General features: G+C 71.3%; 25 protein-coding genes. 16 read left to right on the top strand and 9 right to left on the bottom strand.

Translation table 11 applies throughout. The features are described from left to right. Nucleotides 1–22 precede the first annotated feature (22 nt). The 5 genes from P696_RS0109800 (at nt 23) to P696_RS0109785 (ending at nt 5,408) form a co-directional block, all read left to right on the top strand. Complete coding sequence (locus P696_RS0109800) at nt 23–877, top strand: alpha/beta fold hydrolase (RefSeq protein ID WP_245627590.1); 855 nt, start codon at nt 23–25, stop codon at nt 875–877. 207 nt (nt 878–1,084) lie between these two features. Beyond that, nucleotides 1,085–2,053 (top strand): zinc-binding dehydrogenase, encoded by a 969-nt coding sequence (locus P696_RS0109795; protein WP_026412213.1) that lies wholly within the window; start codon nt 1,085–1,087, stop codon nt 2,051–2,053. Nucleotides 2,054–2,355: 302 nt separating this feature from the next. Further along, nucleotides 2,356–3,612, top strand: a complete 1,257-nt coding sequence (locus P696_RS0109790; RefSeq protein WP_026412212.1) for a thioester domain-containing protein — start codon at nt 2,356–2,358, stop codon at nt 3,610–3,612. 226 nt (nt 3,613–3,838) lie between these two features. After that, the gene (locus tag P696_RS59235; RefSeq protein ID WP_425394137.1) at nt 3,839–4,135 is read left to right on the top strand and encodes a DUF7507 domain-containing protein; all 297 of its coding nucleotides are present in this window, start codon (nt 3,839–3,841) and stop codon (nt 4,133–4,135) included. A 232-nt stretch (nt 4,136–4,367) separates the two neighbouring features. Further along, entirely contained in the window at nt 4,368–5,408 is a 1,041-nt protein-coding gene (locus P696_RS0109785; protein WP_026412211.1) for a dipeptidase, read from the top strand. Nucleotides 5,409–5,428: 20 nt separating this feature from the next. On the opposite strand, the gene P696_RS0109780 is transcribed toward P696_RS0109785, so the two are convergent. Continuing rightward, entirely contained in the window at nt 5,429–6,292 is an 864-nt protein-coding gene (locus tag P696_RS0109780) for an SDR family oxidoreductase (RefSeq protein WP_064743984.1), read from the bottom strand. On the opposite strand from P696_RS0109780, the gene P696_RS44375 reads away from it, so the two are divergent. Beyond that, nucleotides 6,234–7,316 carry an AraC family transcriptional regulator gene (locus P696_RS44375; RefSeq protein ID WP_064743982.1) on the top strand — a complete coding sequence of 361 codons (1,083 nt, stop codon included), beginning with the start codon at nt 6,234–6,236 and terminating at the stop codon, nt 7,314–7,316. The genes P696_RS0109780 and P696_RS44375 overlap by 59 nt on opposite strands. Here the strand turns inward: P696_RS44375 and P696_RS54140 are convergent. From P696_RS54140 to P696_RS0109765, 4 genes are read right to left on the bottom strand one after another with little or no spacing between them, the layout of a single operon-like run. Then, nucleotides 7,262–7,444 (bottom strand): DUF397 domain-containing protein, encoded by a 183-nt coding sequence (locus tag P696_RS54140; protein WP_026412209.1) that lies wholly within the window; start codon nt 7,442–7,444, stop codon nt 7,262–7,264. The two genes, P696_RS44375 and P696_RS54140, sit on opposite strands and share 55 nt — an antisense overlap. A 25-nt stretch (nt 7,445–7,469) precedes the next feature. Further along, a complete protein-coding gene (locus P696_RS54135) occupies nt 7,470–7,652 on the bottom strand; it encodes a DUF397 domain-containing protein (RefSeq protein ID WP_211245682.1) in 183 nt (60 codons plus the stop codon). A 24-nt stretch (nt 7,653–7,676) separates the two neighbouring features. Continuing rightward, nucleotides 7,677–7,859, bottom strand: coding sequence for a DUF397 domain-containing protein (locus tag P696_RS54130; protein WP_084337161.1), 183 nt, complete (start codon nt 7,857–7,859; stop codon nt 7,677–7,679). Continuing rightward, complete coding sequence (locus tag P696_RS0109765; RefSeq protein ID WP_026412208.1) at nt 7,856–8,665, bottom strand: helix-turn-helix domain-containing protein; 810 nt, start codon at nt 8,663–8,665, stop codon at nt 7,856–7,858. Before P696_RS0109765 ends, P696_RS54130 begins: the two co-directional genes overlap by 4 nt. A 124-nt stretch (nt 8,666–8,789) precedes the next feature. Between P696_RS0109765 and P696_RS44370 the strand changes: the two genes are divergently transcribed. Both P696_RS44370 and P696_RS0109750 read left to right on the top strand, forming a co-directional pair. Further along, complete coding sequence (locus P696_RS44370; protein WP_170026386.1) at nt 8,790–9,212, top strand: ATP-binding protein; 423 nt, start codon at nt 8,790–8,792, stop codon at nt 9,210–9,212. Between the two features lie 184 nt (nt 9,213–9,396). After that, on the top strand, nt 9,397–10,338 hold the full coding sequence (locus P696_RS0109750; protein ID WP_026412207.1) for an SDR family NAD(P)-dependent oxidoreductase: 942 nt from the start codon (nt 9,397–9,399) through the stop codon (nt 10,336–10,338). 16 nt (nt 10,339–10,354) lie between these two features. Here P696_RS0109750 and P696_RS0109745 read toward each other — a convergent pair whose 3' ends face one another. Beyond that, nucleotides 10,355–10,897 carry a TetR family transcriptional regulator gene (locus tag P696_RS0109745; protein WP_026412206.1) on the bottom strand — a complete coding sequence of 181 codons (543 nt, stop codon included), beginning with the start codon at nt 10,895–10,897 and terminating at the stop codon, nt 10,355–10,357. Between the two features lie 82 nt (nt 10,898–10,979). Between P696_RS0109745 and P696_RS44365 the strand changes: the two genes are divergently transcribed. From P696_RS44365 to P696_RS0109725, 4 genes are all read left to right on the top strand, one after another. After that, nucleotides 10,980–11,306, top strand: coding sequence for a hypothetical protein (locus P696_RS44365; protein ID WP_026412205.1), 327 nt, complete (start codon nt 10,980–10,982; stop codon nt 11,304–11,306). A gap of 45 nt (nt 11,307–11,351) precedes the next feature. Continuing rightward, nucleotides 11,352–11,963 (top strand): hypothetical protein, encoded by a 612-nt coding sequence (locus tag P696_RS0109735; protein ID WP_026412204.1) that lies wholly within the window; start codon nt 11,352–11,354, stop codon nt 11,961–11,963. 153 nt (nt 11,964–12,116) lie between these two features. Beyond that, nucleotides 12,117–12,725, top strand: coding sequence for an SGNH/GDSL hydrolase family protein (locus P696_RS44360; protein WP_051467218.1), 609 nt, complete (start codon nt 12,117–12,119; stop codon nt 12,723–12,725). A 306-nt stretch (nt 12,726–13,031) separates the two neighbouring features. Beyond that, a complete protein-coding gene (locus P696_RS0109725) occupies nt 13,032–14,111 on the top strand; it encodes a glycoside hydrolase family 113 protein (protein WP_084337155.1) in 1,080 nt (359 codons plus the stop codon). Here the strand turns inward: P696_RS0109725 and P696_RS0109720 are convergent. Continuing rightward, a complete protein-coding gene (locus P696_RS0109720; RefSeq protein WP_026412202.1) occupies nt 14,095–14,514 on the bottom strand; it encodes a MarR family winged helix-turn-helix transcriptional regulator in 420 nt (139 codons plus the stop codon). The two genes, P696_RS0109725 and P696_RS0109720, sit on opposite strands and share 17 nt — an antisense overlap. Nucleotides 14,515–14,585: 71 nt before the next feature. Between P696_RS0109720 and P696_RS44355 the strand changes: the two genes are divergently transcribed. Then, nucleotides 14,586–15,959 carry a DHA2 family efflux MFS transporter permease subunit gene (locus tag P696_RS44355; protein WP_211245681.1) on the top strand — a complete coding sequence of 458 codons (1,374 nt, stop codon included), beginning with the start codon at nt 14,586–14,588 and terminating at the stop codon, nt 15,957–15,959. Nucleotides 15,960–16,144: 185 nt separating this feature from the next. After that, nucleotides 16,145–16,615, top strand: coding sequence for a GNAT family N-acetyltransferase (locus tag P696_RS0109710; RefSeq protein WP_026412201.1), 471 nt, complete (start codon nt 16,145–16,147; stop codon nt 16,613–16,615). Nucleotides 16,616–16,685: 70 nt separating this feature from the next. Here P696_RS0109710 and P696_RS0109705 read toward each other — a convergent pair whose 3' ends face one another. Further along, nucleotides 16,686–17,330, bottom strand: coding sequence for a hypothetical protein (locus tag P696_RS0109705; RefSeq protein WP_026412200.1), 645 nt, complete (start codon nt 17,328–17,330; stop codon nt 16,686–16,688). 595 nt (nt 17,331–17,925) lie between these two features. Here P696_RS0109705 and P696_RS54120 point away from each other — a divergent pair. Further along, nucleotides 17,926–18,585 (top strand): helix-turn-helix domain-containing protein, encoded by a 660-nt coding sequence (locus P696_RS54120; RefSeq protein WP_084337153.1) that lies wholly within the window; start codon nt 17,926–17,928, stop codon nt 18,583–18,585. Between the two features lie 31 nt (nt 18,586–18,616). Here P696_RS54120 and qcrB read toward each other — a convergent pair whose 3' ends face one another. After that, complete coding sequence (qcrB, locus tag P696_RS44350) at nt 18,617–20,329, bottom strand: cytochrome bc1 complex cytochrome b subunit (protein ID WP_245627589.1); 1,713 nt, start codon at nt 20,327–20,329, stop codon at nt 18,617–18,619. Between the two features lie 283 nt (nt 20,330–20,612). Here qcrB and P696_RS0109690 point away from each other — a divergent pair, with 283 nt between their 5' ends. Further along, nucleotides 20,613–21,899 carry a PucR-like N-terminal domain-containing protein gene (locus tag P696_RS0109690; RefSeq protein WP_026412198.1) on the top strand — a complete coding sequence of 429 codons (1,287 nt, stop codon included), beginning with the start codon at nt 20,613–20,615 and terminating at the stop codon, nt 21,897–21,899. Nucleotides 21,900–21,961 lie beyond the last annotated feature (62 nt).

Raw genomic sequence — 21,961 nt, 5'->3', positions numbered from 1 at the left:
AGGAGTCGAAATGAGCATGACCATGAGCACCCTTGAAACGCCCGAAGCGGACCTCGTTTACGACGTCCAGGGTCCGCTTCCGACGGCGGACGGACGCCCGCCGTTGTTCATGATCGGTCAGCCCATGACCGCCGACGGTTTCCGCGCGCTCGCCTCGCACTTCGGCGACCGCACCGTGGTCACCTACGACCCGCGCGGCCTGGGGCGCAGCGTCCGCAAGGACGGCAGCACCGTCAACGACCCCGAGATCCAGGCCCGCGACGTCCACGCGATCATCGAGGCGCTCGGCGCGGGCCCGGTCGAGATGTTCGCCAGCAGCGGCGGCGCGGTGACCGCGCTCGCCCTGGTCGCCGCCCACCCGGGCGACGTGACGACCCTGGTGGCGCACGAGCCGCCGCTCACCACCGTCGTCCCGGACGCCGATGCCGCCGAACGCGCCCGGATCGCCGTCCGGGAGGCCTACGAGGCCAAGGGCTTCTTCGCCGGGATGGCCGCGTTCATCGCGATGACCTCCTGGCAGGGCGAGTTCACCGACGCCTACTTCGCCCAGCCCGCCGCCGACCCCGCCGCGTTCGGCATGCCGTCCGGGGACGACGGCACCCGCAGCGATCCGCTGCTGTCCGACGCGTCCCGGCCGATCACCGGCTACGAGCCCGACGTCCAGGCGCTGACCGGCGCCTCCACCCGCGTCGTGATCGCCGTGGGCGAGGAGACCGGGGACGCCCTCACCGGCCGCACCGCCCGCGCGACGGCCGCCCTGCTCGGCCAGGAGGCCACCGTCTTCCCCAGCCACCACGGCGGCTTCGCCGGACCCGAGACCGGCTACCCCGGAAAGCCCGAGGAGTTCGCCGCCAAGCTCCGCGAAGTCCTGGCCTGACGCCACCCCCACCACCGGGTACCGGGTTCCACCCCCTGGAAACCGGTACCCGCACACGGCGTCACCCCCGCGCCCACGCCACCCCGCCGCCGCTCGCACCTGACCGCCCTCGGAGACGCGGGGTGGACGGTCCGGGGGTGTTGTTGGGGGTTGACCTCGAGGTTGGTTGAGGTTGCAGGGTGGGGGGATCGAGCGAAGGAGTTGGGTATGCGGGTTGCGCGGGTGACGCGGTTCGGTGGGCCGGACGTGCTGGTCACGGGGGAGGCTCCGGATCCTGTTGTCGGGCCTGGCCAGGTGGTGGTGGACGTCGCGGTCGCGGGGATCACGTATGTCGAGACGCAGATCAGGCGAGGGGTGGATCGCTGGCACGCGCGGCCGTCGCTGCCCTACGTGCCGGGTGGCCTGGTCGCCGGGCGGGTGAGCGAGGTCGGGGACGGGGTGGACCCGTCGTGGGTCGGACGCCGTGTCCTCGCGTCCACCGGCCAGACCGGCGGGTTCGCCGAGCGCGCGTTGGCGCAGGTGGACGCGCTGTCTCCCGTCCCGGACGATCTGGACCTGGCGGACGCCGTCGCGTTGAGCAGCGACGGCCGCACCGCGCTCGGCCTGGTCGAGACGGCCGGGCTCCGGCCCGATGACGTGGTGCTGGTGGAGGCGGCGGCCGGAGGCGTCGGGACGTTGCTGGTGCAGTTGGCGCTCGCGGCGGGAGCGCGCGTGATCGGCGCCGCGCGAGGCGAGCGCAAGCTGGAGCTGATCCGCGAACTGGGCGCGGAGGCCGTCGACTACTCCGAACCCGGCTGGACGAAGCAGGTGCTCGAAGCGACCGGCGGCGTCGGCCCGACCCTGGTCTTCGACGGCGTCGGCGGCGGGATCGGACGAGCGTCCTTCGAGGTCACGGCGCGCGGAGGGCGGTTCTCCATCCACGGCGGGGCGAGCGGGGACGCCACGTCCGTCGACCCGGCCGAAGCGGACGCGCGCGGCGTGACGGTGATCGGCCTCGACCAGCTCCGCGGCTTCGGCGCCGACCTGGACCGGTGGGCGCGCGAAATGACGGAGAAGGCCGCCGCCGGGACGGTTCGTCCGGTGATCGGGCAGACCTTCCCGCTCGACCGCGCGGCCGACGCCCACGCCGCCATCGAGAACCGGACGGCGCTCGGCAAGACCCTGCTGCTCCTCTGATCCTCTGATCCGCCCCGAGGCGCTCGGAAGGCAAAATTCCGTCCGGTCATCGTTAATCGTCTGGTCGTGGTGCTCGTCCCTCTGTTGCGTGCATGTCATGATCGCCGCAACCCCCCGAATGATCGACTGAATCGAATGGGGGATGGATGCGCATGAATGGTCATTTGCGCCGTTCAGGAAGTGTAATCGGAGCGGCGCTGATGTGTCTCTCCTTGTGCGTTTCGCCGGCGTCGGCGGGAATCGGCCGGGACAGGATCCCGGCCGTTCCCCGCGCGGATCTCCCGGCCACGGCGGACGACGGCGTGAGCGCTCGCGCGGACCTGCCGCCCTCGGCGGAGTTCAGCATCGTCACACCGGGACCGGGCACCGAGCTCTCGGGCTTCGTCGCTCCCGAGTCGGTCGACCCGCTGCACGGCTACCCGTCCCTCGGGTACGACCCGTCCGCCCTCCGCCGCAGGGACATCGCGCGCGCGGGCATCATGCGGGGCGCCAGGACGGACGGCACCCTGGTGCGCGCCTACTGCTTCGACCTCGACCACCCGGCCCGAGGCCGGATGGCGTACCGGTTCGGCTCGTGGGGCGAGGCGCCCGCGCGCAACCTCGGCTACATCACGCGCGTGATCCACGAGTACTACCCGAACACGTCCCAGCCCGCCGGGCTCAGCGAGAGCGAGAAGGCCGCGGCCGTCCAGGCGGCGATCTGGTTCTTCTCCAACAGGTACGTCCTCGCCGACACCGACCCGCTGTTCCCCGCGACGTCCGGCATCGTCGGCCAGACGCTCAGGAAGGGGCCGCTGCAGGAGCCGGAGCGGCCGTCGCTGACGATCAGCGGCCCGGACGACGTCCGCGCCGGGGCCGTGTCGGGCCCGTTCACCGTCGGCGGCACCGCGGAGAGGGCGGCCATCACCGCCACCGGCGGCGAGATGTTCGAGGACGCCGCGGCCACGCGCCCGATCGCGAGCGGGACCGAGCTGGCGAACGGCGCGTCCTTCTACGTCAGGTCCGCCGAGCCCGGTGAGCTGAGGCTGTCGGCGAAGGGGAGCATCGTCCACCCGGTCGGCCAGGCCGCGGTGTACGTGCGGGAGACGTCGAGGCGCATGGGCTTCCCGAAGCGGGGGCAGAAGATCATCCTCGCCGAGGAGGTCCCGGTGATCGTGATCATCGAGAAGGTGATCGTGGTCGGTGAGGTTCCGCCGCCGCCGGTGCACAGGCCGTCGATCACGGTGGAGAAGTGGGTGCGTCCGGGCACCTACAGCCACGTCGGGCAGCGGCTGCACTTCAAGCTCAAGGTGACCAACAACGGTGACGTCGCGCTGAACAACGTGCGCGTCGCCGATCACATGCGCGGCCTCTCGCACGTGCGGTGCGAGCGGACGACGCTGGCGGCGGGGCAGTCGATGTACTGCACCGCGACGTACCGCGTCCACAGGAAGGACCTGCGGCACCAGTTCGTGAGGAACTGCGCCGTCGCGCATGCGCGGACTCTGGAGTCGGGGATGTTCGTGACGTCGCAGCGCGCGTGCGCGCAGGCGTTCGGACACGTTCCCGTGACCGGCTAGGCCCGACGTCCGGGGAGGGTGCCCGGGTTCATCGCCACAGATGAACCCGGGCACCCTCTTTTCTTTTTGCCGTTCGCGGCGGCTCGGCACTCATTTCGGTGAATGGCTAGGTGTATCCCGCTTTGGCGGATTCGGCGCGCAAAGATCTGCGCAGCGGGCCTTAATGATCGTGCCCGCGTGATCGTGACCCGGGAGCGCGCGAGGAATAACGGTCGCACCGAAGAAGATGATCCACAGATCGATGGGGGCGATGGGTGTGCGCGGATTCTCGCGCCGTTCGGGGTGCGCCCGCACACCTATCACCGTCCGGGCCAGACGCTGCCTGTCGGAGGTGCGGTGCCCACGGACGTCTCTGTGGCCGGGGCAGTCGATGATCTGCACGGCGACGTACCGCGTCACCAGGGAGGACCTGTGGAAACGGTCCGTGAAGAACTGTGCCGTCGCTTACGGGCGGACCCTGAATACGGGCGACACGCGACGTCCCGACGCGCGTGCGCGCGGGCCTACGGACACGTCCCCGTGACCGGCTAGGCACGACGTCCACCGAGGGTGCCCGGGTTCATCGGCTCAGATGACCCGGGCGCCCTTCCTTCCGCGCCCACTTAGAGGATCTTCGAAGCAAGGGACGTCCCTCCGAAGTCTTCGCCGGCTCTTCGGTCTCGCGGACGATGCGCGCCCGCTCGCCGAGGTGCTGGGCTGATGCCGGGCCGGACCGTGCTCGTAGGCTGGCCCCTCTGGCGCAGAAGGGAACACAGATGTCCGCTGAGCTTCATCGTCGGGCCGTCGTCGCCGACACCCACAACGACCTGCTGATGGCCGTGGTCGCCCGCCCGCGCGCGCGGTGGGCGCAGTTCTTCCGGGAGCGCTGGCTGCCGCAGCTGCGCGACGGAGGCGTGGACCTGCAGGTTCTCCCGGTCTTCATCGACGATCAGTTCCGTCCCGAGGGGTCGCTGCGCGAGACCCTCCGGATGGTCGAGGCCGCGCACGTGCTCGCCGAGGGCAACGCCGACGAGGTGAGCCTGTGCCGGGACGGGGACGAGATCGACCAGGCCCTCGCGGACGGGAAGGTCGCCCTGGTGCTGGCCCTGGAGAGCGCCCCCGGCGTCGACGCGAACGTCGAGCTGTTCTCCACCCTGCACCGGCTGGGCCTGCGGGTGGCCTCGATCGCGCACTGGGGCCGCACCCCGCTCGCCGACGGCAGCGGCGAGGACGCCACCGGCAGCAGCCTGACGGCCGCCGGGGTCGAGGCCGTGGCCGAGCTGGAGCGGCTGGGCGTGATCTTCGACGTCTCCCACCTGGGGGCGTCCGGCGTCGGCCACGTCCTGGAGCTCGCCACCCGTCCGGTCATGGCCACGCACTCCTCGGCCCGCGCCCTGCGCGACCACCACCGCAACCTCACCGACGACCAGCTCCGGGGCGTCGCCGCGACCGGCGGCGTGGTGTGCGTCAACTTCGTCGCGGGCTTCCTCAGCGACGACCCCGGCGGCTACACGGTCGACCGCATCGTCGACCACATCGAGCACGTGGCGTCCGTCGCGGGCATCGACCACGTCGGCCTCGGCCCCGACTTCATCCGCGAGGTGAACCACGAACTCACCCCGCCCTGCTGCGAGGGCCTGAGCCCCCTGGCCGGTTTCGACGTCAACGCCGTCGTCCCCGGCCTGGACGGCCCGCGCGGCCTGCCCCTGGTCACCGAGGCCCTCGTCCGCCGCGGCCACTCCGAGCCCGACATCCTGAAGATCCTCGGCGAGAACGTCCACCGCCTCTTCCAGAAGGAACTCGGCCGTCCGGCCTGATCGGACGGGCCTTCCGGGCGTCACCGCCACAGGGCGGCGTTCTCCTCGGCGTAGGACTTCAGGGTGCGGGCCGGACGGCCGGTGACCCGTTCGACCGTGTCGGTCACGACGGTGTTGCCGCCGTCGCGGATCAGCTGGAACAGGCCCTGCTGCCAGGTGATCAGCCCTTCGTCCAGTCCGGCCTGCCGCATGCCGTCGCCGAACTGGTCGGGTGTCAGGGGGATGTAGCGCAGGTCCCGTCCGGCGGCCTCGCCCACGGTCTGCACGACCTGCTGGAGGGTGAGGGCCTCGGGGCCGGTGACGGTGTGGATCGTTCCGGCGTGCCCGTCCTCGGTGAGCGCGGTGGCGGCGACCTCCGCGATGTCGCGTGTGTCCACGAAGCCCACCCCGGCGTCGTCGGCGGGGAGTGCGAGCACGCCGTCCTCGCGGAGGGAGGTCGCGAAGGCCTCGCCGAAGTTCTGCTGGAACCAGTTCGGACGCAGGATGGTCCACTCCTTGCCCGAGGCGCGGACGTCCTCCTCCCAGGTGGTCATCGGGATCGTGCCGGGCAGCCGGTCGACGCCCAGGACCGACAGCAGGACGACCCTGCGCAGGCCGGGCGCGGCGTCCACCAGGTCGCGGACGAGACGGGGCTCGTCCGGCCTGGTGTACGGGCCGACCACGTACAGGGCGTCCACGCCGTCGAGCGCCGGAGCCCAGGTGGAGCGGTCGGCCCAGTCGAAGCGCACGGGCTCGACACCGGGGACGGCCCGCCCGGGAGCGCGGCTCGCCGCACGGGCCGGGACACCGCGCGCCACCAGCGCGTCCACCACGGCACTGCCGGTCTTGCCCGTCGCTCCCAGCACCAGAACGGCGCGGACGGGCCGGACCCGCGCGGCCCGCACCGACGTACGCGCTCCCTGGGGCCTGCGCTTCTCGGCGGTCGTCGGCGCAACCTTCCACGTCGTCCTCCACGGCGCCTGCTGGCTGCTGACCGAGGGGGCGGACCCGCTCGAACTGGGCCCGGGCGACGTGGTGTTCCTGCGCGAGGGCGGCGCGCACGCCCTCGCCGACACTCCGGAAACGCCGCTGACCGACTTCCGTCCCGAACGCGCGGACCCCGACTCGCCGATCGGGCACGTCCGCGTCGAGGGCCCCGGGGCGCACGCGGTCCTGCTCTGCGGCGCGTACCAGCTCGACCGGACCCGTCCGCATCCGCTGATGAAGGACCTGCCCGAGCTCCTGCACCTGCCCGCGAGAGGCGGCGCGGAACTCGGTCACCTCGTGGGCCTGCTCGCCGCGGAACTCGACCGCGACCGTCCGGGCCGCGACGGCATCGTCCCGTCCCTGGTCGACGCGATGCTGCTCTACGTCCTGCGCACCTGGGCGGCGGACGGGCGCGCCGACGCCCCCGGATGGGCCCGCGCGCTCGCCGACAGCGCGGTCGGCCAGGCCCTCCGCGACATCCACGCCCGTCCGTCCGTCCCGTGGACGGTGGAGCAACTCGCCGCGCGCGCCGGACTGTCCCGCTCGGTCTTCGCCCAACGATTCACCGCCCTCGTCGGCGAACCGCCGGTCTCCTACCTGACCTGGTGGCGCATGACCAGCGCGGGCCGCATGCTCCGCGAATCGGACGCCCCCCTCAGAACCGTCGCCGAACAGGTCGGCTACACCTCCGAGTTCGCCTTCGCCAAAGCCTTCAAACGCGCCTACGGCAAACCCCCCGGCACCTACCGCCGAACCCCCACCACCACCCCAACCCGTCCCACGACGAACGCCGGGAGCCCATCGCTCTCTTCAGCGATTGATCCCGGCGCGGCATCGTCCGCGAGTTCAGCCCGACCGCGCGGCAACGCGATCGGGCTGGACGTAGGTCAACCCCGCGTCCGCCGAACGACCTCCATCAGACGCCGCAGTTCGCCGCGCTGAAGGCTGAGGTGCCCGCCCTCGGGGTTCTTGCTGTCGCGGACGCCGACGGACCCGCCGAGGTGGGCCAGTTCGACGCAGCTTCCTCCGGCACCGCTCTCGCTGTGGCTGCTCTTGCGCCAGACGGTCATGGGTTCTCCGGGCACGGAGGGACGCCTACTGCGAGCCTCGGATGGCTGAGGTCAGCTGGTGGAGGTCGGCGCGGGTGAGGTTGAGGTGTCCTGCGCGTGGGGCTTTGCTGTCGCGGACGCCCACGGACGTGCCGAGGTCAGCCAGTTCGATGCAGGCGCCGCCTTGGCCGGCGTCGTCGCTGCGAGTGCTCTTTCGCCAGATGGTCACCGTGCCTCCAGACACCCGTCGCTGTTACCGCCTTGAGCCTCGAACGGTTTGGGTCAGCTGGTGGAGGTCGGTTCGGGTGAGAGTGAGGTGTCCTGCGCGTGGGGCTTTGCTGTCGCGGACGCCCACGGACGTGCCGAGATTGGCGAGTTCGACGCAGGTTCCGCCAGCGCCGCTCTCGCTGTGGCTGCTCTTTCTCCAGAGGGTCACGTGTCCTCCCGCCGCTCGATGAGCCACTCGCGGGACTGGTCCTGGCTCCAGGCCCGCGTCGCGAGTCGATCAAAGCGTAGCCGAGCGCGGTTTGCCGATTCTTGACCGTCGATGATCCGGCCCACGTCCAGCACGGTCCCCGCGAACGCGACGGTCCGGTGGTCGGGGAGCTCGAACCACCAGAAGGAGCCGTCCGCTCCAAGGGGCGTGTTCGAGGGGAGGATGCGCACAGAGACGTTCCGCCAGGTGGACACGGTCAGGAGGTGGTCGATCTGCTTGCGCATCGTCGAGTTGTCGCACATCGGGCGCACTGCCACCTCGTCCAGGAGTAGCCAGATCTGAGGGTCGCCCCTGAGGATCGCGGCCTGGTGGTTCATGCGTCGCGCAACGGCCGCCTCGACGTCCGTGATGGTTCCGTCGGCGTAGCCCGCCTCCAGGAAGGCCCAGGCGTATCCCTCGACCTGAAAGGGGAAGGGCACGAGATTGTTCGCGAAGATCTTGTGCTCGATCGCGCTCGTCTGGAACGTGTTGAGGCGCTCGCTCCAGTTCGGGTTCTCGCCCGAGACCGCGAAGTAATGCAGGGTTTCGAAGAGTTGTCCGGTGTGCCATGCGGCGTCGAGGGCCTTGCACTGCTTCTCGTCCAGCTGCTTGTCGCCGGTCTCGTACTTGGAAACTTGGCTGATCGAGCAGTCGAGGATCTTGGCCACGTCGTGCTGGCGCAGGTTCATCCAGATGCGCATATGGCGAAGGTGATTGGCCATCAAGGCCCAGAGGGAGAGCCGGGCGTCGGGCGGTGGCTTGACCATGGTGCGCTCCGAGGGGTCCAGATCGGCGCATTTTCTGATCCGAGCAACAACAGTGACAACGGTAGTCGGATGACATCAGGGTGTGATGCAGAGCACTGGAATTCGCGCCATGAGGACGGGTCCGATGATTCCGAAAGCTCCTGTGGAGGACGATCGGGAAAGGTTGGTCGTGTGTCGGTTCGAGGCGGATTTGTCCGCTGCCGGAAAGGCGCGGCGGCGGGTGGGGGAGGTTTTGCGCGGGTGGGGGCACGGTGAGCTTGAGGACGACGCCGCGCTGTGCGTGTCCGAACTGGTCACCAACGCTCTGAACTGCGGCGCGACCGACATTCGCGTTCTTGTTGAGTGGCACACCGATGTGATGGTCGAGGTCGCGGTCTGGGACGACGGGCCTGGGTGTCCCGAGCTTCAGGATCCCGATGAGAGCTGTGAGACCGGGCGCGGGCTCGGGATCGTCCAGGCCCTTTCGGTTTCGTGGGGCAAGCACGGCTCTCCGGACGGCGGCAAGACCGTGTGGGCGCGGTTCGTCTCATCGGACGCCGGCGCGTGATCGCCGCGTTCGATGTCGTCCGCGCTTCGCTTCTGGTCGGGGGCGTCCTGACCGGGGCGTGTGCGGGCGCGGCGCTCGCCTGTCTGCTCTTCCACATGCTCCGGCCGCGTCCGCCGGGACGGCACAGGCCGCGTCCCTGACCGTTTTGACCTGGAGCGCGCTCCAGCTTCTAGCGTTCTGGGGCATGACGTGGGAACAGCAGCACAAGCTCGGTTCGGGGTTCGGCGCGTACAGCACGGCGCGGGACGTCCTCGCCGGGATCGACCTCACTGGAAAATCCGCGCTCGTCACCGGCGGGTACTCCGGGCTCGGGCGGGCGGGCGTCCAGGCGCTCGTGGAGGCGGGGGCGCGGGTCATCGTCCCAGCTCGGAGGGCTGATGTGGCGCGGGAGGCGCTGTGGGAACTGCCGCGGGTGGACGTCCACGAACTCGACCTGGCGGACCTGGAGAGCGTGCGCGGATTTTCCGATCACCTCCTCGAGGACGGCCGGACGCTCGACATCGTCATCACCAACGCCGGGATCATGGCGTGTCCGGAGACGCGGGTCGGGCCGGGCTGGGAGGCGCACTTCGCGACCAACCACCTCGGACACTTCGCGCTGGTCAACCGGCTGCGTCCGGCCTTCACCGACACGACGCGGGTGGTCCCGGTCGCGTCGTCCGGACACTTCCTGTCGGGCATCAGGTGGGACGACCCGCACTTCAACAACGGCTACGACCGATGGCTGGCCTACGCGCAGTCGAAGACCGCGAACGCGCTGTTCGCCGTCCATCTGAACGACGTGGTCGGGGTGCGGGCGTTCGCCGTCCACCCGGGCAGCATCCTCACGCCGTTGCAGCGGCACGTCCCGCGCGAGGAGCAGATCGCGCAGGGATGGATGAGCGAGGACGGCACCCCGGCGGAGGGCTTCAAGACTCCGGAGCAGGGTGCGGCGACCGCGATCTGGGCCGCGACCTCACCACTCCTGGACGGCCTCGGCGGGCTCTACGCGCAGGACTGCGACATCGCCGAGCCCGCGACCAGCGACGACATGCTGGTCGGCGGGGTCAAGCCGTGGGCCGTCGACGCCGATGACGCGGCGCGGCTCTGGGAGGTCTCCGCCGAGCTGACCGGTCTGGGGAGGTAGGCCGCAAGGAGATCGGTCAGGGGAGGTAGGCGGCGAGCAGGTCGTCCACGTACGCGTCGGTGTCCGCGGGGGCGACGCCGACGCGGGCGAGGACGGCCGTCCCCAGGTACGTCGCGTAGACGGCGGTCGCGCGGTGCCCGGCCTGCCCGTCCGCCATCCCCAGCTCGCGGAACGACGCCTCGAGGATCTCCAGCCGCCGCCGCGTGACCCGGCCCGCGACCGCCAGGACGGACGTGTTCGCCTCCCCGGTCAACCGCAGCGCGAGATCGGCGTTGCCGGTGGAGAGGGCCAGGCGGAACAGGGTGCGCATCCGTTCCGCCGGGTCCGGAATGGCCGCGAGGTGGGTCGCGACCCGCTCGGTCTGCTCGCGTTCCCACAGCTCCAGCGCCGCGTCCAGCAGTGCCGACCGGTTGTCGAACAGCCAGTAGAAGCTCGACTTCGACGCCTTGAGCCGCGCCGCGACCGGCTCCACCGCGACCGCGGCGGCCCCGCCCTCGGCCAGCGCCGCGAGCGCCGCGGCGGCCCAGTCGTCCCGGCTGAGGCGGGCGGTCCGTGGCATGTCTCACGCTCCCGTGTTCTGTACGGTGCCGTACAGTCTAGGTTCTGTACGCAACCGTCCAGAACGTTGGGGGACCGCGACCATGGACTGGATCCTGGACCGCCTGCTGCCCGATCCCGATTTCCGCACCCGCTACACCCGCCGGATCGACGGCCCGCCCGAGGCCGCAGGCGCCGACGGCTTCACCGCCTTCTCCGACCCCGGCTGGGCCAAGGCCGCCATGGGCCTCCAGGTCATCCCGTCCAACGGCCGCACCATCCTCGCCGCCGACACCCGCGTCACCGCGACCGACCGCCGAAGCCGCCGCGTCTTCTCCTTCTACTGGTCCCTCATCCGCCTCGGCGGCGCGGGCCTGATCCGCCTCGAGCTCCTCACCGCCCCCGCCCGCCTCGCCGAACGCCGCGCCTGAGGCCCGTCGCGAGCGATGAACCGATCGACGAACACCCGGTCCCGTGTGGGGACCGCCTTTCTCGCCCTGGCGCTGCTGGCCGGTACCGCCTCGGCCTGCGGGACGGCCCGCTACTCGTCCGGCAAGGCGAGCCCGACCGCGTCGAGTCCACGGTGGCCGGACGAGTTCCGCACCGTCCCCGTCCCCTGGAAACTCTTCCCCGCGAACGTGCGGAAGACCTTTCGCAACAGGTCCGACGAATGCCGCTTCAACCCGGGTGAGGGCTACGAGATGTGGAGCTGCCGGTTCAGCGCCGCGGACCGGGGACCCCTTGAGCGGGACGTGCTCTCGGTCGACGTGACGAAGTACGAGCCGCGCCTCGGGGAGAGCGCGACCGACCACGCGGCCGACGTCTTCGAGTCGCTTCACCACGCGTTCGCCGATTTTCCGGTGACCGCCCCGTCCCCGCTCGGCGACCAGGCGATCGACATGCCCGCCGGGGACCCGAAGGGCAAACCGCACGCCATCGACTTCCGCGTGCGCAACCTCATCGTGGAACTCCAGGTCACCGTCCACAGGCGGAACCTCGACCAGTGGGAACTGGCCGCCGAACGCCGCGACCGCACCTGGCGCTACGCGACCGACCTGTCCCACGGCCTCGCCGCACTCCACCCCTGACCGTCCGGTGCGCGACCTTCGCGGGGGCGAGGTCGCGCACCGGGAGGAATACGCTCACGGGACCCGGGCTTGCTACTGCTCGGGGACGAAGTCGCTGGTGAACCGGCCGAGCACCGCGGTCGGGCCAGGGCGACCGATCACAGAGGAGAACGCATGATCCGGCTGTCAGACGGGCCCATGACCTGGGTGGCGACCGGGGACAGCATCACCCAGGCCGTCGAGCACACCCACGGCGCCCGCGGCTGGGTCGAGCACCTTCACGAGCGGATCCGGTGGCAGCTGGAGCGGCTCACCGACGTCGTCGTCAACACCGGTGTCTCCGGGTGGAGCGCGGCCGACGTGCTCGCGGCCCACGACCGCCTCATCGGCCGGTTCGAACCCGACGTCCTGTCGGTGTCGCTCGGCACCAACGACTGCCTCGCCGGAGAGGACGGCCTGCCCGAGTTCCGCGACGCGATGCACCGGATCATCGCCGGTGCGAGCCCGCACACGCAGATCGTCCTGCACACGCCCGTGCTCGTCGGCGTCTCGGGCCGGGACCGGCGCGCGGCGCTTCCCGCGTACTGCCAGGCCGTGCGCGAGATCTCGATGGAAACCGGCGCGCTGCTCGTCGACCACGAGGCCCACTGGCTGGCGCACCACGGCACCGACGACCCGATCCCCTGGCTCGACGACCCCGCCCACCCCAACGCCACCGGCCACCTTCACATGGCCAACCACACCCTGCAAACCCTGGGCCTCGGCAACCTCAACCCCCTATAGACCTCGGCGGTGCGGGAAACCTTGGGTTGGTGAGCCTGACGTCCGCACACCAGGGGCGTCCGTGCTCCAAGGCTTCGGCGGGCGCGTGCTCGAGCACAGGGATCGAGCCGGGAGGCCGCTTGCAGTGTTTGTCCCTGACCGTCCGGCTCGCGACCTTTTGCGGCGTGGGGTCGCGACTTTGGTCGGGGCCGGGCGGCGGGTGGCCGATGCCTTCGGGGCGGTCCTGGCGTGAGGCTTGGCTTGTGTGGGTGGGCCTTGCGGGAGGGGTGCGGGATGGCGGTCGGGCGGCGGGTGGTGGTCGCGGGGGTGGCGGCGGTGGCCGTGGTCGGGGGCGCGGCGGTTGGGCGGCCTAAGGAGACGCGGGCGCGGGGGATTGCGTGGGTGCGGGGCGAGGAGGACGCGCGGCGGGGTGGTCGGGCGGGGCTCGCGCAGCGGGGGGTCAATTACGACACCGTGCGGGAGGTGTGGAAGGCCGCGTTCGTGCGGCGGGAGATTCGGGCGATACGGCGTGACCTGCACTGCAACGCGGTGATCCTGCTGGGGGACGATCTGCGGCGGCTGGAGTTCGCGGCGCGGTGCGCGGCGGACGAGGGGTTGTTCGTGTGGTTCGAGCCGCGGCAGTTCGACAAGGACGCGGCGCGGACGCTGGCGTTCGTCCGGTCGGTGGCGCGGATGGCGGAGCGGCTGCGGCGACGGCATCCGGGTGTGGGGATGTCGATGGGCTGTGAGCTCACCATCTTCATGGACGGTCTCGTCCCTGGGAAAACGTGGGAGGAGCGGGGTGCGAACCTCGGGACTCCGGCGGGCAAGGGGTACAACGAGCGGCTGAACGCCTTTCTCGTGCGCGCGCACGATGCGGTGCGGCCGTTGTTCGGTGGGCAGCTCACGTACACGTCGGGCGTGTGGGAATCGGTGGAGTGGCGCAAGTTCGACGTCGTCGGCGTCGATCTCTACCGGGACGCGTCGAACGAGGCGTCCTATAGGAGAGATGTAAGGGCGCTGCACAGGTTCGGGAAGCCGGTCGTCATTACGGAATTCGGGTGCTGCACGTATCGGGGCGCGGAGAAGCGGGGTGGCGACGGCTTCTCCATCGTGGATTGGACGCAGGATCCGCCCGTGGTTCCGGACGGCTATGTGCGGGACGAGCGCGTTCAGTCGCGGTATCTCGGTGAGCTGCTCGATGTCTTCGAGGACGAAGGCGTGCACGGCGCGTTCGTCTACAACTTCATCAACCCCGACACGCCCTACTCGCCCGACCCGCGGCACGATCTGGACATGGCCGGGTTCTCGCTGGTCAGGGTTGGTGCGGACTACGCGAGGACCGGGAGGTTCGAGGCCAAGGACGCCTTCCGCGTCGTCGCGCGGCGGTTCAGCCCTCGATCCTGAGCAGGACGGCGAGGCGGTCGAGGAGGGCGAGCGTCTCGGGGACGTCCGTGGTGGCGTCGGCGAGGGCGGGTTCGAGCGGCGCGTCGCGGATCTCCCTCGCGCGGGGCGAGACGTCCGCGCTCGGGTGCAGGAGGGTGCGGCGCCGGTCGGACGGGTCGGGCTCGGCGCGGACGGTGCCCGCGTCGCGCAGCCGGGCGACGCAGTTGGAGACCTGGCTCTGGACGAGGCCGGTCCGTTTGGAGATCTCGGTGACCGTCGTGCCCGGATGGTCGCGGACGTCGTCGGCCACGATCAGGACGGTGCTGGTGCTCGTCGGGTGCTCGCCGACGCCCTCGGCCGGGATCGCGGCCTCGGCGATCTTCTGGAGGCGGCGGCCCAGCAGGTACAGCTCCGTGACGTTCACGCCCCAAGATTACATCAGGGTGAGATGTATCTATCTTGATGCATCTCAAAAGATGCATTACGGTCGTCGGCATGACGAAGTGGCGCGGCAACCCCTGGGCCGTCCTGGCGACGCTGTCCCTCGGGTTCTTCATGACCCTGCTCGACATGACGATCGTGAACATCGCGATCCCGGACGTGATGCGCTCGCTGCACACCGGCCTCGACCAGGTCGTCTGGACGGTCGGCGGGTACACGCTCGTGCTCGCCGTCCTGCTGGTGACGGCGGCGCGGCTCGGCGACCTGCGCGGTCAGCGCACGCTGTTCGCGGCGGGCGTCGTCGTGTTCACCCTCGCGAGCGCGGCGTGCGGGCTCGCCCCGGACGCCGGGACGCTGATCGCCGCGCGGGTCGTCCAGGGGATCGGGGCGGCGATGCTCACCCCGCAGACCATGGCGCTGATCATCGCGACCTTCCCGGCGGACCGGCGCGGGACGGCGCTCGGCGTCTGGGGCGCGGTCGCGGGCGTCGCGACGCTGACCGGGCCGACGCTCGGCGGGATGCTGGTCAGCGCGGCGGGCTGGCGCTGGGTGTTCCTCGTGAACGTCCCGGTCGGCGTGCTCGTGCTGGTGATGACCGCGCTGTTCGTCCCGGACGTGCGGACCGGACGCGCGCACCGCCTCGACCTGCCCGGCGTCCTGCTCTCCTCGGCCGCCCTGACCTGCCTCACCTTCGGGCTCATGGAAGGCGACCGGTACGGGTGGGATCTGTGGATCTGGGGGCTCATGGCCGTGGGCGCGCTGCTCGGTGTCCTCTTCCTCCGCCACCAGGCCGGACGCCAGGACCACGAGCCGCTGATCCCTTTCGAGCTCTTTCAGAACCGCGGGTTCGCGCTGATGACGGGCCTGATGGGCGTGATCGGCGCGGCGCTGATCGGGGCCGTCCTGCCGCTCGGGCTCTTCCTCCAGGAGCAGCTCGGCCTCAGCGCCGTCCACGCCGGGCTCGCGCTCGCGCCGTCCCCGCTCGTGTCGCTCCTCGTGTCGCCGCTCGCTGGACGGATGAGCGACCGGGTCGGTGGACGCCGCGTCCTGCTCGCCGGGCTGCTCGCCTTCGCCACCGGGCTGGCCCTCGTGGCCCTGCTGGTCGGCGGCGACGCGCACGCCTGGACGTTCACCGCGCCGCTGATGCTGATGGGCCTCGGCACCGGATGCATGATCGCGCCTCTTTCCGCGGAGGCGATGCGCGGCGTCCCGCCGCGGCTAGCGGGGTCGGCCTCGGGGGTCAGCAACTCCGTCCGGCAACTCGGCTCGGTGCTCGGCACCGCCGCGACCACCGCGCTCATGGCCGTCGGAGGGCCGCTCACCGGCGTCCACCTCGCGCTCGCGCTGCCGATCGTCCTGCTCGCGCTCGCGGCAGGGGCGCTCGCCCTCACCCGCCCCCGCCCAACCACCGCGTCCGCGACCGCGTGAGTCCGTCCGTGCCGTCGGTCGCTCGCCCCGCCCGCCCCCCCCGCGCCGCCCGCGCTGCCCGCGCTCGCGCCGTTCGCGCCGCCCGCGTTCGCGCCGTTCGTGCCATCGGTCGTTCGTGCCGCCCGCGCTCGCGTCGCTCGGGTGAGTCTGTTGGGTTGTCGGCCTATTCGCGTACTTTGCTCGCCATGGAACTGCTGGTGTCCTCCTACGCCGATCCGGTCGCGCGCAAGCTGATCGACGAGCTGCAGCAGGAGTACGTCGTGCGCTACGGCGGCCCGGACGAGACGCCGGTCGACCCGGCCGAGTTCGCCGCGCCCCTCGGGCACTTCGTCCTCGGACGCGTCGACGGCGACCCCGTCGCATGCGGCGGGTGGCGCGCGCACGACGCGTCCGAGCCGGGCTTCCTGGACGGGGACGCCGAGGTCAAACGCATGTACGTCGTGCCGCGCGCCCGCAACCGGGGCCTCGCGCGGGCGCTGCTCGCCGGGCTCGAGGAGGCCGCGCGGACGGCGGGACGCCGGCGCATGGTCCTGGAGACCGGGATCGCGCAGCCGGAGGCGATGGCGCTGTACGCCTCGTCCGGATACGCGGAGATCGAGAAGTTCGGCTTCTACCGCTGCTCCGAGTCGAGCCGCTGCTTCGGCAAGCTCCTCTGAAGGACGCGCCGAGGCGTGGCGTCGGGCGTCCGGCGGGAGCCCGCGCCACGCCGCGCTGCGGCGGCTTGGGCTAGGCCGAGATGTGGCGTCCGGCGACTCGTAGGTGGCGTTGGGGGCGGGCGACCCAGGCCCAGCCGGTCTCCTCGCTCTCCTTGTTGGTCAGGTCGATCTCGAAGAACTCGGTCGGCGGGATCAGCGTCCGGTGCGCGAGGACGAAGCCGCGGTACAGGAACCCGCTCATCACGAATCCCAGGTCGGTGCCGTGCCCGGCGACCAGGTCGCGGAAGGCCGGGGCGTCCAGCATCCGCGCGAGCCGGACGAACCCGTCGCCGTCCAGGCCCTCGCCGTCCCGCAGGACCAGGCCGACCGCGGCGGCGGCGCGCAGCCGGAGCCGCCCGTCCTCCGTCCGCGCCTCGTTGCGCGCGCGAAGCTGACGGTCCAGGTGCTGGACGAGCTCACCGGCGAGCAGACCGCAGTCGGCGTCCGGCGGGGCGGCCAGCACCAGACCGTCGCCGGTGTCGCGCGACGGACAGCAGTCCAGCGGCAGCCCGATCGCGGCGAACGCCGACCGCGCGACGCCGTGGAGGTCGTCCCGCAGGACGCGCCGGACGGCGTCGGAGCGGCGGCCGTAACCGACCACGTCCAGCCCGAAGACCGGGCGCAGCACCGGATGGCCGGGAAGTTCGGCGGGAAGGGGCGATCCGTTCTGTTCCATCGTCATCCTCTTGGCGGGACCGGCGTGAATGCGCCGCCGGAAACGCGCCTCCCGGAAGACCCACTCCGGGAGTAGTCGTCAGCATGGAACGCGACGCCCCGGGACTCGGCCGGAACGAACGCCGTCGGCACGGACGCGAACGAAGTCGAACGGGTTCGCGGCGGAGCCGGGCCATTCGGAGGGGGATGGCGGCGGGCGTGCCAGGCGCTCTGCCGCCACAGCACTGCGCGCCGGCCCGCCCGCCGCCGGGGCCGCCCGGTCAGGAGCGCCCTCGGGAGGAGCGGTTTCGTGTCACCTGACACATCTCCGCCCCACGGTGATTATCGCGCATGGCCGCAAAACGACTGTCCGGTTTACGGTGGTTTATGGCTCATGATCAAATACCGGGCGGGATTTACTCTCCCGAGCGTCCCGAAGCGGAAGAGGATCCATCTACCCGGGTGTGGATTTCTCCCCCTTAGGCATCTCGTTAGAAATGCCGACATGATGCTGATCTCTGAGCCATGATTTCGTGACATCGGGGCGCTCTGACGGCCGCCACCGTCCGACGCCTCCTCGAACGTCCGGTCAGGCACGACCAGCAGGAGGAGCTCACATGCGTGCGAAGGGGGACCACGGCGGCATACCCGAGCCCGCCCGCGCCGAAGGGCGCCACGCCGACGGCGACGACCCGCCCGCCACCCGCCCGCCCGGCGACACCCCGTCCGGCGACACCCCGTCCGGCGACACCTTGGCTGCCGACGGCCCGTCCGCTGGCACCTCGGCTGAGAACGGCCCATCCGCCGATCGTCCGGCCAGTGACCTTCCGTCCACCACAGCTGCGGATCGTTCGGCCGCTGCACGCCCCGCCGGTGACAGGCCGTCGGGGGATCGGCTGACGGCTGGGGTTCGCCTGGTGGCCGAGCGTCTGGCCACCGCGCTCCAGCGCTGGGCGCGCCGGAGCCCGTCCGATCGCGAGGAAACGTCCGGCCCCAAGGGCCCGTCCGAACGCCCGGACCCGTCCGTCGCCCGGACTCCCGACGAGTTCGCCGAACAGCTCCGCCGCCTCAAGCGCTACCGCGGCGCGTCCTACCGCGAGATGGCCAGGCTGAGCGGCGGATCGCCCGTCGTCTCCACGCTCTCCCAGGCCGACAAGGGCGGGAAGCTTCCCAGCGAACGCGTCCTCCGCGCCTACCTCCACGGCTGCCGCCTCGACGAGGACGCCATGATCCCCTGGCTCGAAGCACGGGGCCGCCTCGCCATGGACGACGACTGACCCGGCCCGATGCCCGATGTCCGCTGCCTGATCAGGGTTCGCGGTGTTCGCTGAGCGCCGGGTGGGCCTCCGTGGGCGGGGTGGCGAGGTCGGCCCGGAAGCGCCGGTTCAGCCGGGTGCGGAGACGGCCCCGGAGGGTGCGGGACTCGGGGGGATCGATGCCCTGGTGTTCGTCGCGGCCGACCGGGACGGCCGGAGCCGGGCGGGGTGCGGTGATGGGGGCGAGGCGTTCGGGTGGGAGATGTTCCTCCACCTCGACGTACTCGCCGGAGGGGAGAAGGCGGATGATGCCGGTCTCCAGGCCGTGGGAGACCAGGGCGCGGTCGCGTTGCTGGAGGCCCAGGCAGACGCGGTACGCGATGACGTGGGCGAGGACCGGCCCGAGGATGACGGTGACGCGGAAGAACCAGGTCGTCCAGAAGAGCGGGATGTCGAAGGTCTTCGCGATGACGTCGTTGCCGCCCGCCGCCCACAGGACGCCGTAGAAGACGACCCCGGCGAAGCCGATGCCGGTACGCGGCGGGACGTCGCGGGGACGGTCCAGCAGGTGGTGGATCTCGTGGTCGCCGGTGACCCACCGTTCCAGGAACGGGTAGACGGCGAGGCCGGTGAACAGGACGCCCGGGACGACCAGCGCCGGGACCAGGACGTTCAGCGGGAGCGTGTGGCCCCACGCGGTGATCTCCCACGCGGGCATCATCCGCAGCGAACCCTCCAGCCAGCCCATGTACCAGTCGGGCTGCGAGCCGGCGCTGATCGCGCCCGGGTCGTACGGGCCGAACAGCCAGATCGGGTTGATCTGGAAGAACGTCGCCATCAGCGCGCAGACGCCGAAGACCCACAGGAAGAACGCCGTGGTCTTGGCGACGAAGACCGGGAAGAACGGGTAGCCGTACTGGACCCTGTTGGTCGCGCCCTTGCCCGGGTACTGGGTGTGCGTCTGCCGCCAGGTCAGCACGATCGCGTGCAGCGGGATCAGCGCCAGGAGCAGGCCCGGGATCAGCAGGACGTGGATGACGTACAGCCGCGGGACGATGTCGGTGCCGGGGAACTCGCCGCCGAACAGGAACATCAGCGCGTAGCTGCCGACCACCGGGACCGACAGGATCACGCCCTCCAGGATCCGGAGGCCGGTGCCGGAGAGCAGGTCGTCCGGGAGCGAGTAGCCGAACAGGCCGTTGACCATGACCAGCATGAACAGCACGATCCCGATGAGCCAGTTCAGCTCGCGCGGCTTGCGGAACGCGCCGGTGAAGAAGTTGCGCAGCAGGTGGACGACGATCGCGCCGAGGAAGATCAGCGTCGCCCAGTGGTGGATCTGCCGGACGAGCAGCCCGCCGCGCACCTCGAAGCTGATCCGCAGCGTGGACTCGTACGCCTCGCTCATCCGGACGCCCCGCAGCGGCACGTACGAGCCGTCGTAGTTCACCTCCCGCATGGACGGGACGAAGAACAGCGTCAGGAACACACCGGTCAGGAGGATGACGAGGAAGGAATAGAGGGCTATCTCGCCCAGAAGGAAACTCCAGTGGTCCGGAAAGGCCTTGCGCATCGCGACGCGCAGGAACGGCGTCCCGCCGAAGCGGTCGTCGAGCGCCCGCCCCGCCCCGCGAAGCCGCTCCGGAGCCGCGCCGCGCGTCCGTTCGGGGGCGTGGTCGCGGGGCTCTCGCGATGACTGCGGAGCGTTACCATGTGGTCTCGCCGAGGAGGCTCCGTCCGGCCGTCGGGGGGACGAATCGGTCACGGCTGCCTCCAGAACCGGCGGCCTGCCGGACCGGGGGCGTCAGCGGCCGCCTCTCGGGTTCACCTGGCCCCTTCACTGTCGCACCCACGCGCGGGCCGTTCCAGTGAGGGATTTCGTCCAACCTCGTCAAGGCGGACGGCCGAATCTGGTCGGGTCTCGCCATGGACTGCCAGGGGACCCTTGGTTCTGATCATGATTTTCCCCACACTAGACTCAAAAGTAACCAATTGCCCCGCGTGTAGCGGTAGGGCACACGGAGAGTCACCAGACCGGGGGGAACGGCGTGGCGCAGGACACGGCGGGCGGCGCCGGAACGGCCGGGTACGGACGTCCGTGGACCGACCTGCCCAGGGAACTCGCCGACCACATGCGTCCCAATCTGGACGAGGTCGCCGACGACATGATCGCCGAGATCCAGACCCGGGTCCGCGAGTACGACCGGCCCGGCGACGGCCCCTACTCGGGCACGCTCCGGCTCGCCGTCGAGCGCGTCCTGCACCACTTCGTCGAGCGGGTCGCCGACCCCGCGCACGAGCCGGGCGAGGTCTCCGACTTCTTCCGCGCGATCGGACGCGGCGAGGCGGGCGAGGGACGCAGCCTGGACGCCATGCAGTCGGCGATGCGGGTCGGCGGCATGATCGCCTGGCGGCGGATCGCCGACGGGGCCGCCGCGCTGAACGTCGACCCGCGCACGCTCGGCGCGGTCGGCGAGGCGCTGATGCTCGTCCAGGACGAGCTGGCCGCGGCCGCCGCCGAGGGATACGCGCAGGCCAAGGCCGCCGTCGCGGGCGAGATGCAGCGCCGCCGCCAGCGCCTGCTCGACCTGCTGTTCGCCGACCCGCCCGCCGCGCCGGAGGCGATCGCCGACCTCGCCGCCGCCGCGCACTGGCCGATGCCGCGCACGGTCGCGGCGGTCGCGCTCGGCCGTCCGCCCGCCGGGTCCAACCACCCCGCGTTCCCGCCGGACGTGCTGTCGGACCTGACCCGCCGCACGCCCAGCCTGATCGTCCCGGACCCGGACGGCCCGGGCCGCGCCCGCCTGATCGACCGCGCGCTCGCCGGGACGCTCGCCGTCGTCGGCCCGACCGTCCCGGTCGTCGAGGCCGCCCGCTCGGTGCGGTGGGCGCGCAAGACCCTCGCCCTCGTGGACCGCGGCGTCATCCAGACCGATGGCGGCGTGGTGCGCAGCGTCGAGCACATGTCCACGCTGATCCTCTTCCAGGACGAGGACCTCATCTCGTCCCTGTCCGCGCTCCGCCTCGCGCCGCTCGCGCACCTGCGCGTCAGCCAGCAGGACCGCCTCGCCGAGACGCTCCTCGCGTGGCTCCAGTCTGGCCGCAACGCCAACGAGGTCGCGATGCGGCTGCACGTCCACCCGCAGACCGTCCGCTACCGGCTGCGCCAGCTCGAGGAACTCTTCGGCGACCAGCTCCTCGACCCCGACCAGCGCTTCGACCTGGAGATCGTCCTGCGCGCCCGCGCCCTCCTCGCGGGCGGCGCGGGCGAGCACCTCCTGGACGCCCACGAGGCCGTCGGCGAGACCGGCGAGATCGTCAGCCTCCGCCGCTGACCGGCGAGGTCGTGAGCCTTCGCAGCTGACCGGCGGGATCGTCAGCTTCCGCCGCCGACCGG

Origin of the sequence: Actinomadura oligospora ATCC 43269 (assembly GCF_000518265.1) — a bacterium.
GTDB classification, from domain to species: Bacteria; Actinomycetota; Actinomycetes; order Streptosporangiales; family Streptosporangiaceae; genus Spirillospora; species Spirillospora oligospora.
This window is presented reverse-complemented; position numbering and strand designations above follow the sequence as displayed.

Bases quoted from the DNA above. Each gene is read 5' to 3' on its own strand.
- P696_RS0109710 (WP_026412201.1), top strand. From the start codon at position 16,145: ATGGAACTGCTGGTGTCCTCCTACGCCGATCCGGTCGCGCGCAAGCTG.
- P696_RS0109750 (WP_026412207.1), top strand. From the start codon at position 9,397: ATGACGTGGGAACAGCAGCACAAGCTCGGTTCGGGGTTCGGCGCGTAC.
- P696_RS44355 (WP_211245681.1), top strand. From the start codon at position 14,586: ATGACGAAGTGGCGCGGCAACCCCTGGGCCGTCCTGGCGACGCTGTCC.
- P696_RS0109765 (WP_026412208.1), bottom strand. From the start codon at position 8,665: ATGGTCAAGCCACCGCCCGACGCCCGGCTCTCCCTCTGGGCCTTGATG.
- P696_RS0109795 (WP_026412213.1), top strand. From the start codon at position 1,085: ATGCGGGTTGCGCGGGTGACGCGGTTCGGTGGGCCGGACGTGCTGGTC.
- P696_RS44370 (WP_170026386.1), top strand. From the start codon at position 8,790: ATGATTCCGAAAGCTCCTGTGGAGGACGATCGGGAAAGGTTGGTCGTG.
- P696_RS0109745 (WP_026412206.1), bottom strand. From the start codon at position 10,897: ATGCCACGGACCGCCCGCCTCAGCCGGGACGACTGGGCCGCCGCGGCG.
- P696_RS0109785 (WP_026412211.1), top strand. From the start codon at position 4,368: ATGTCCGCTGAGCTTCATCGTCGGGCCGTCGTCGCCGACACCCACAAC.
- P696_RS54120 (WP_084337153.1), top strand. From the start codon at position 17,926: ATGCGTGCGAAGGGGGACCACGGCGGCATACCCGAGCCCGCCCGCGCC.
- P696_RS0109705 (WP_026412200.1), bottom strand. From the start codon at position 17,330: ATGGAACAGAACGGATCGCCCCTTCCCGCCGAACTTCCCGGCCATCCG.
- P696_RS0109800 (WP_245627590.1), top strand. From the start codon at position 23: ATGAGCACCCTTGAAACGCCCGAAGCGGACCTCGTTTACGACGTCCAG.
- P696_RS54140 (WP_026412209.1), bottom strand. From the start codon at position 7,444: ATGACCGTCTGGCGCAAGAGCAGCCACAGCGAGAGCGGTGCCGGAGGA.
- P696_RS44360 (WP_051467218.1), top strand. From the start codon at position 12,117: ATGATCCGGCTGTCAGACGGGCCCATGACCTGGGTGGCGACCGGGGAC.
- P696_RS44365 (WP_026412205.1), top strand. From the start codon at position 10,980: ATGGACTGGATCCTGGACCGCCTGCTGCCCGATCCCGATTTCCGCACC.
- P696_RS59235 (WP_425394137.1), top strand. From the start codon at position 3,839: ATGATCCACAGATCGATGGGGGCGATGGGTGTGCGCGGATTCTCGCGC.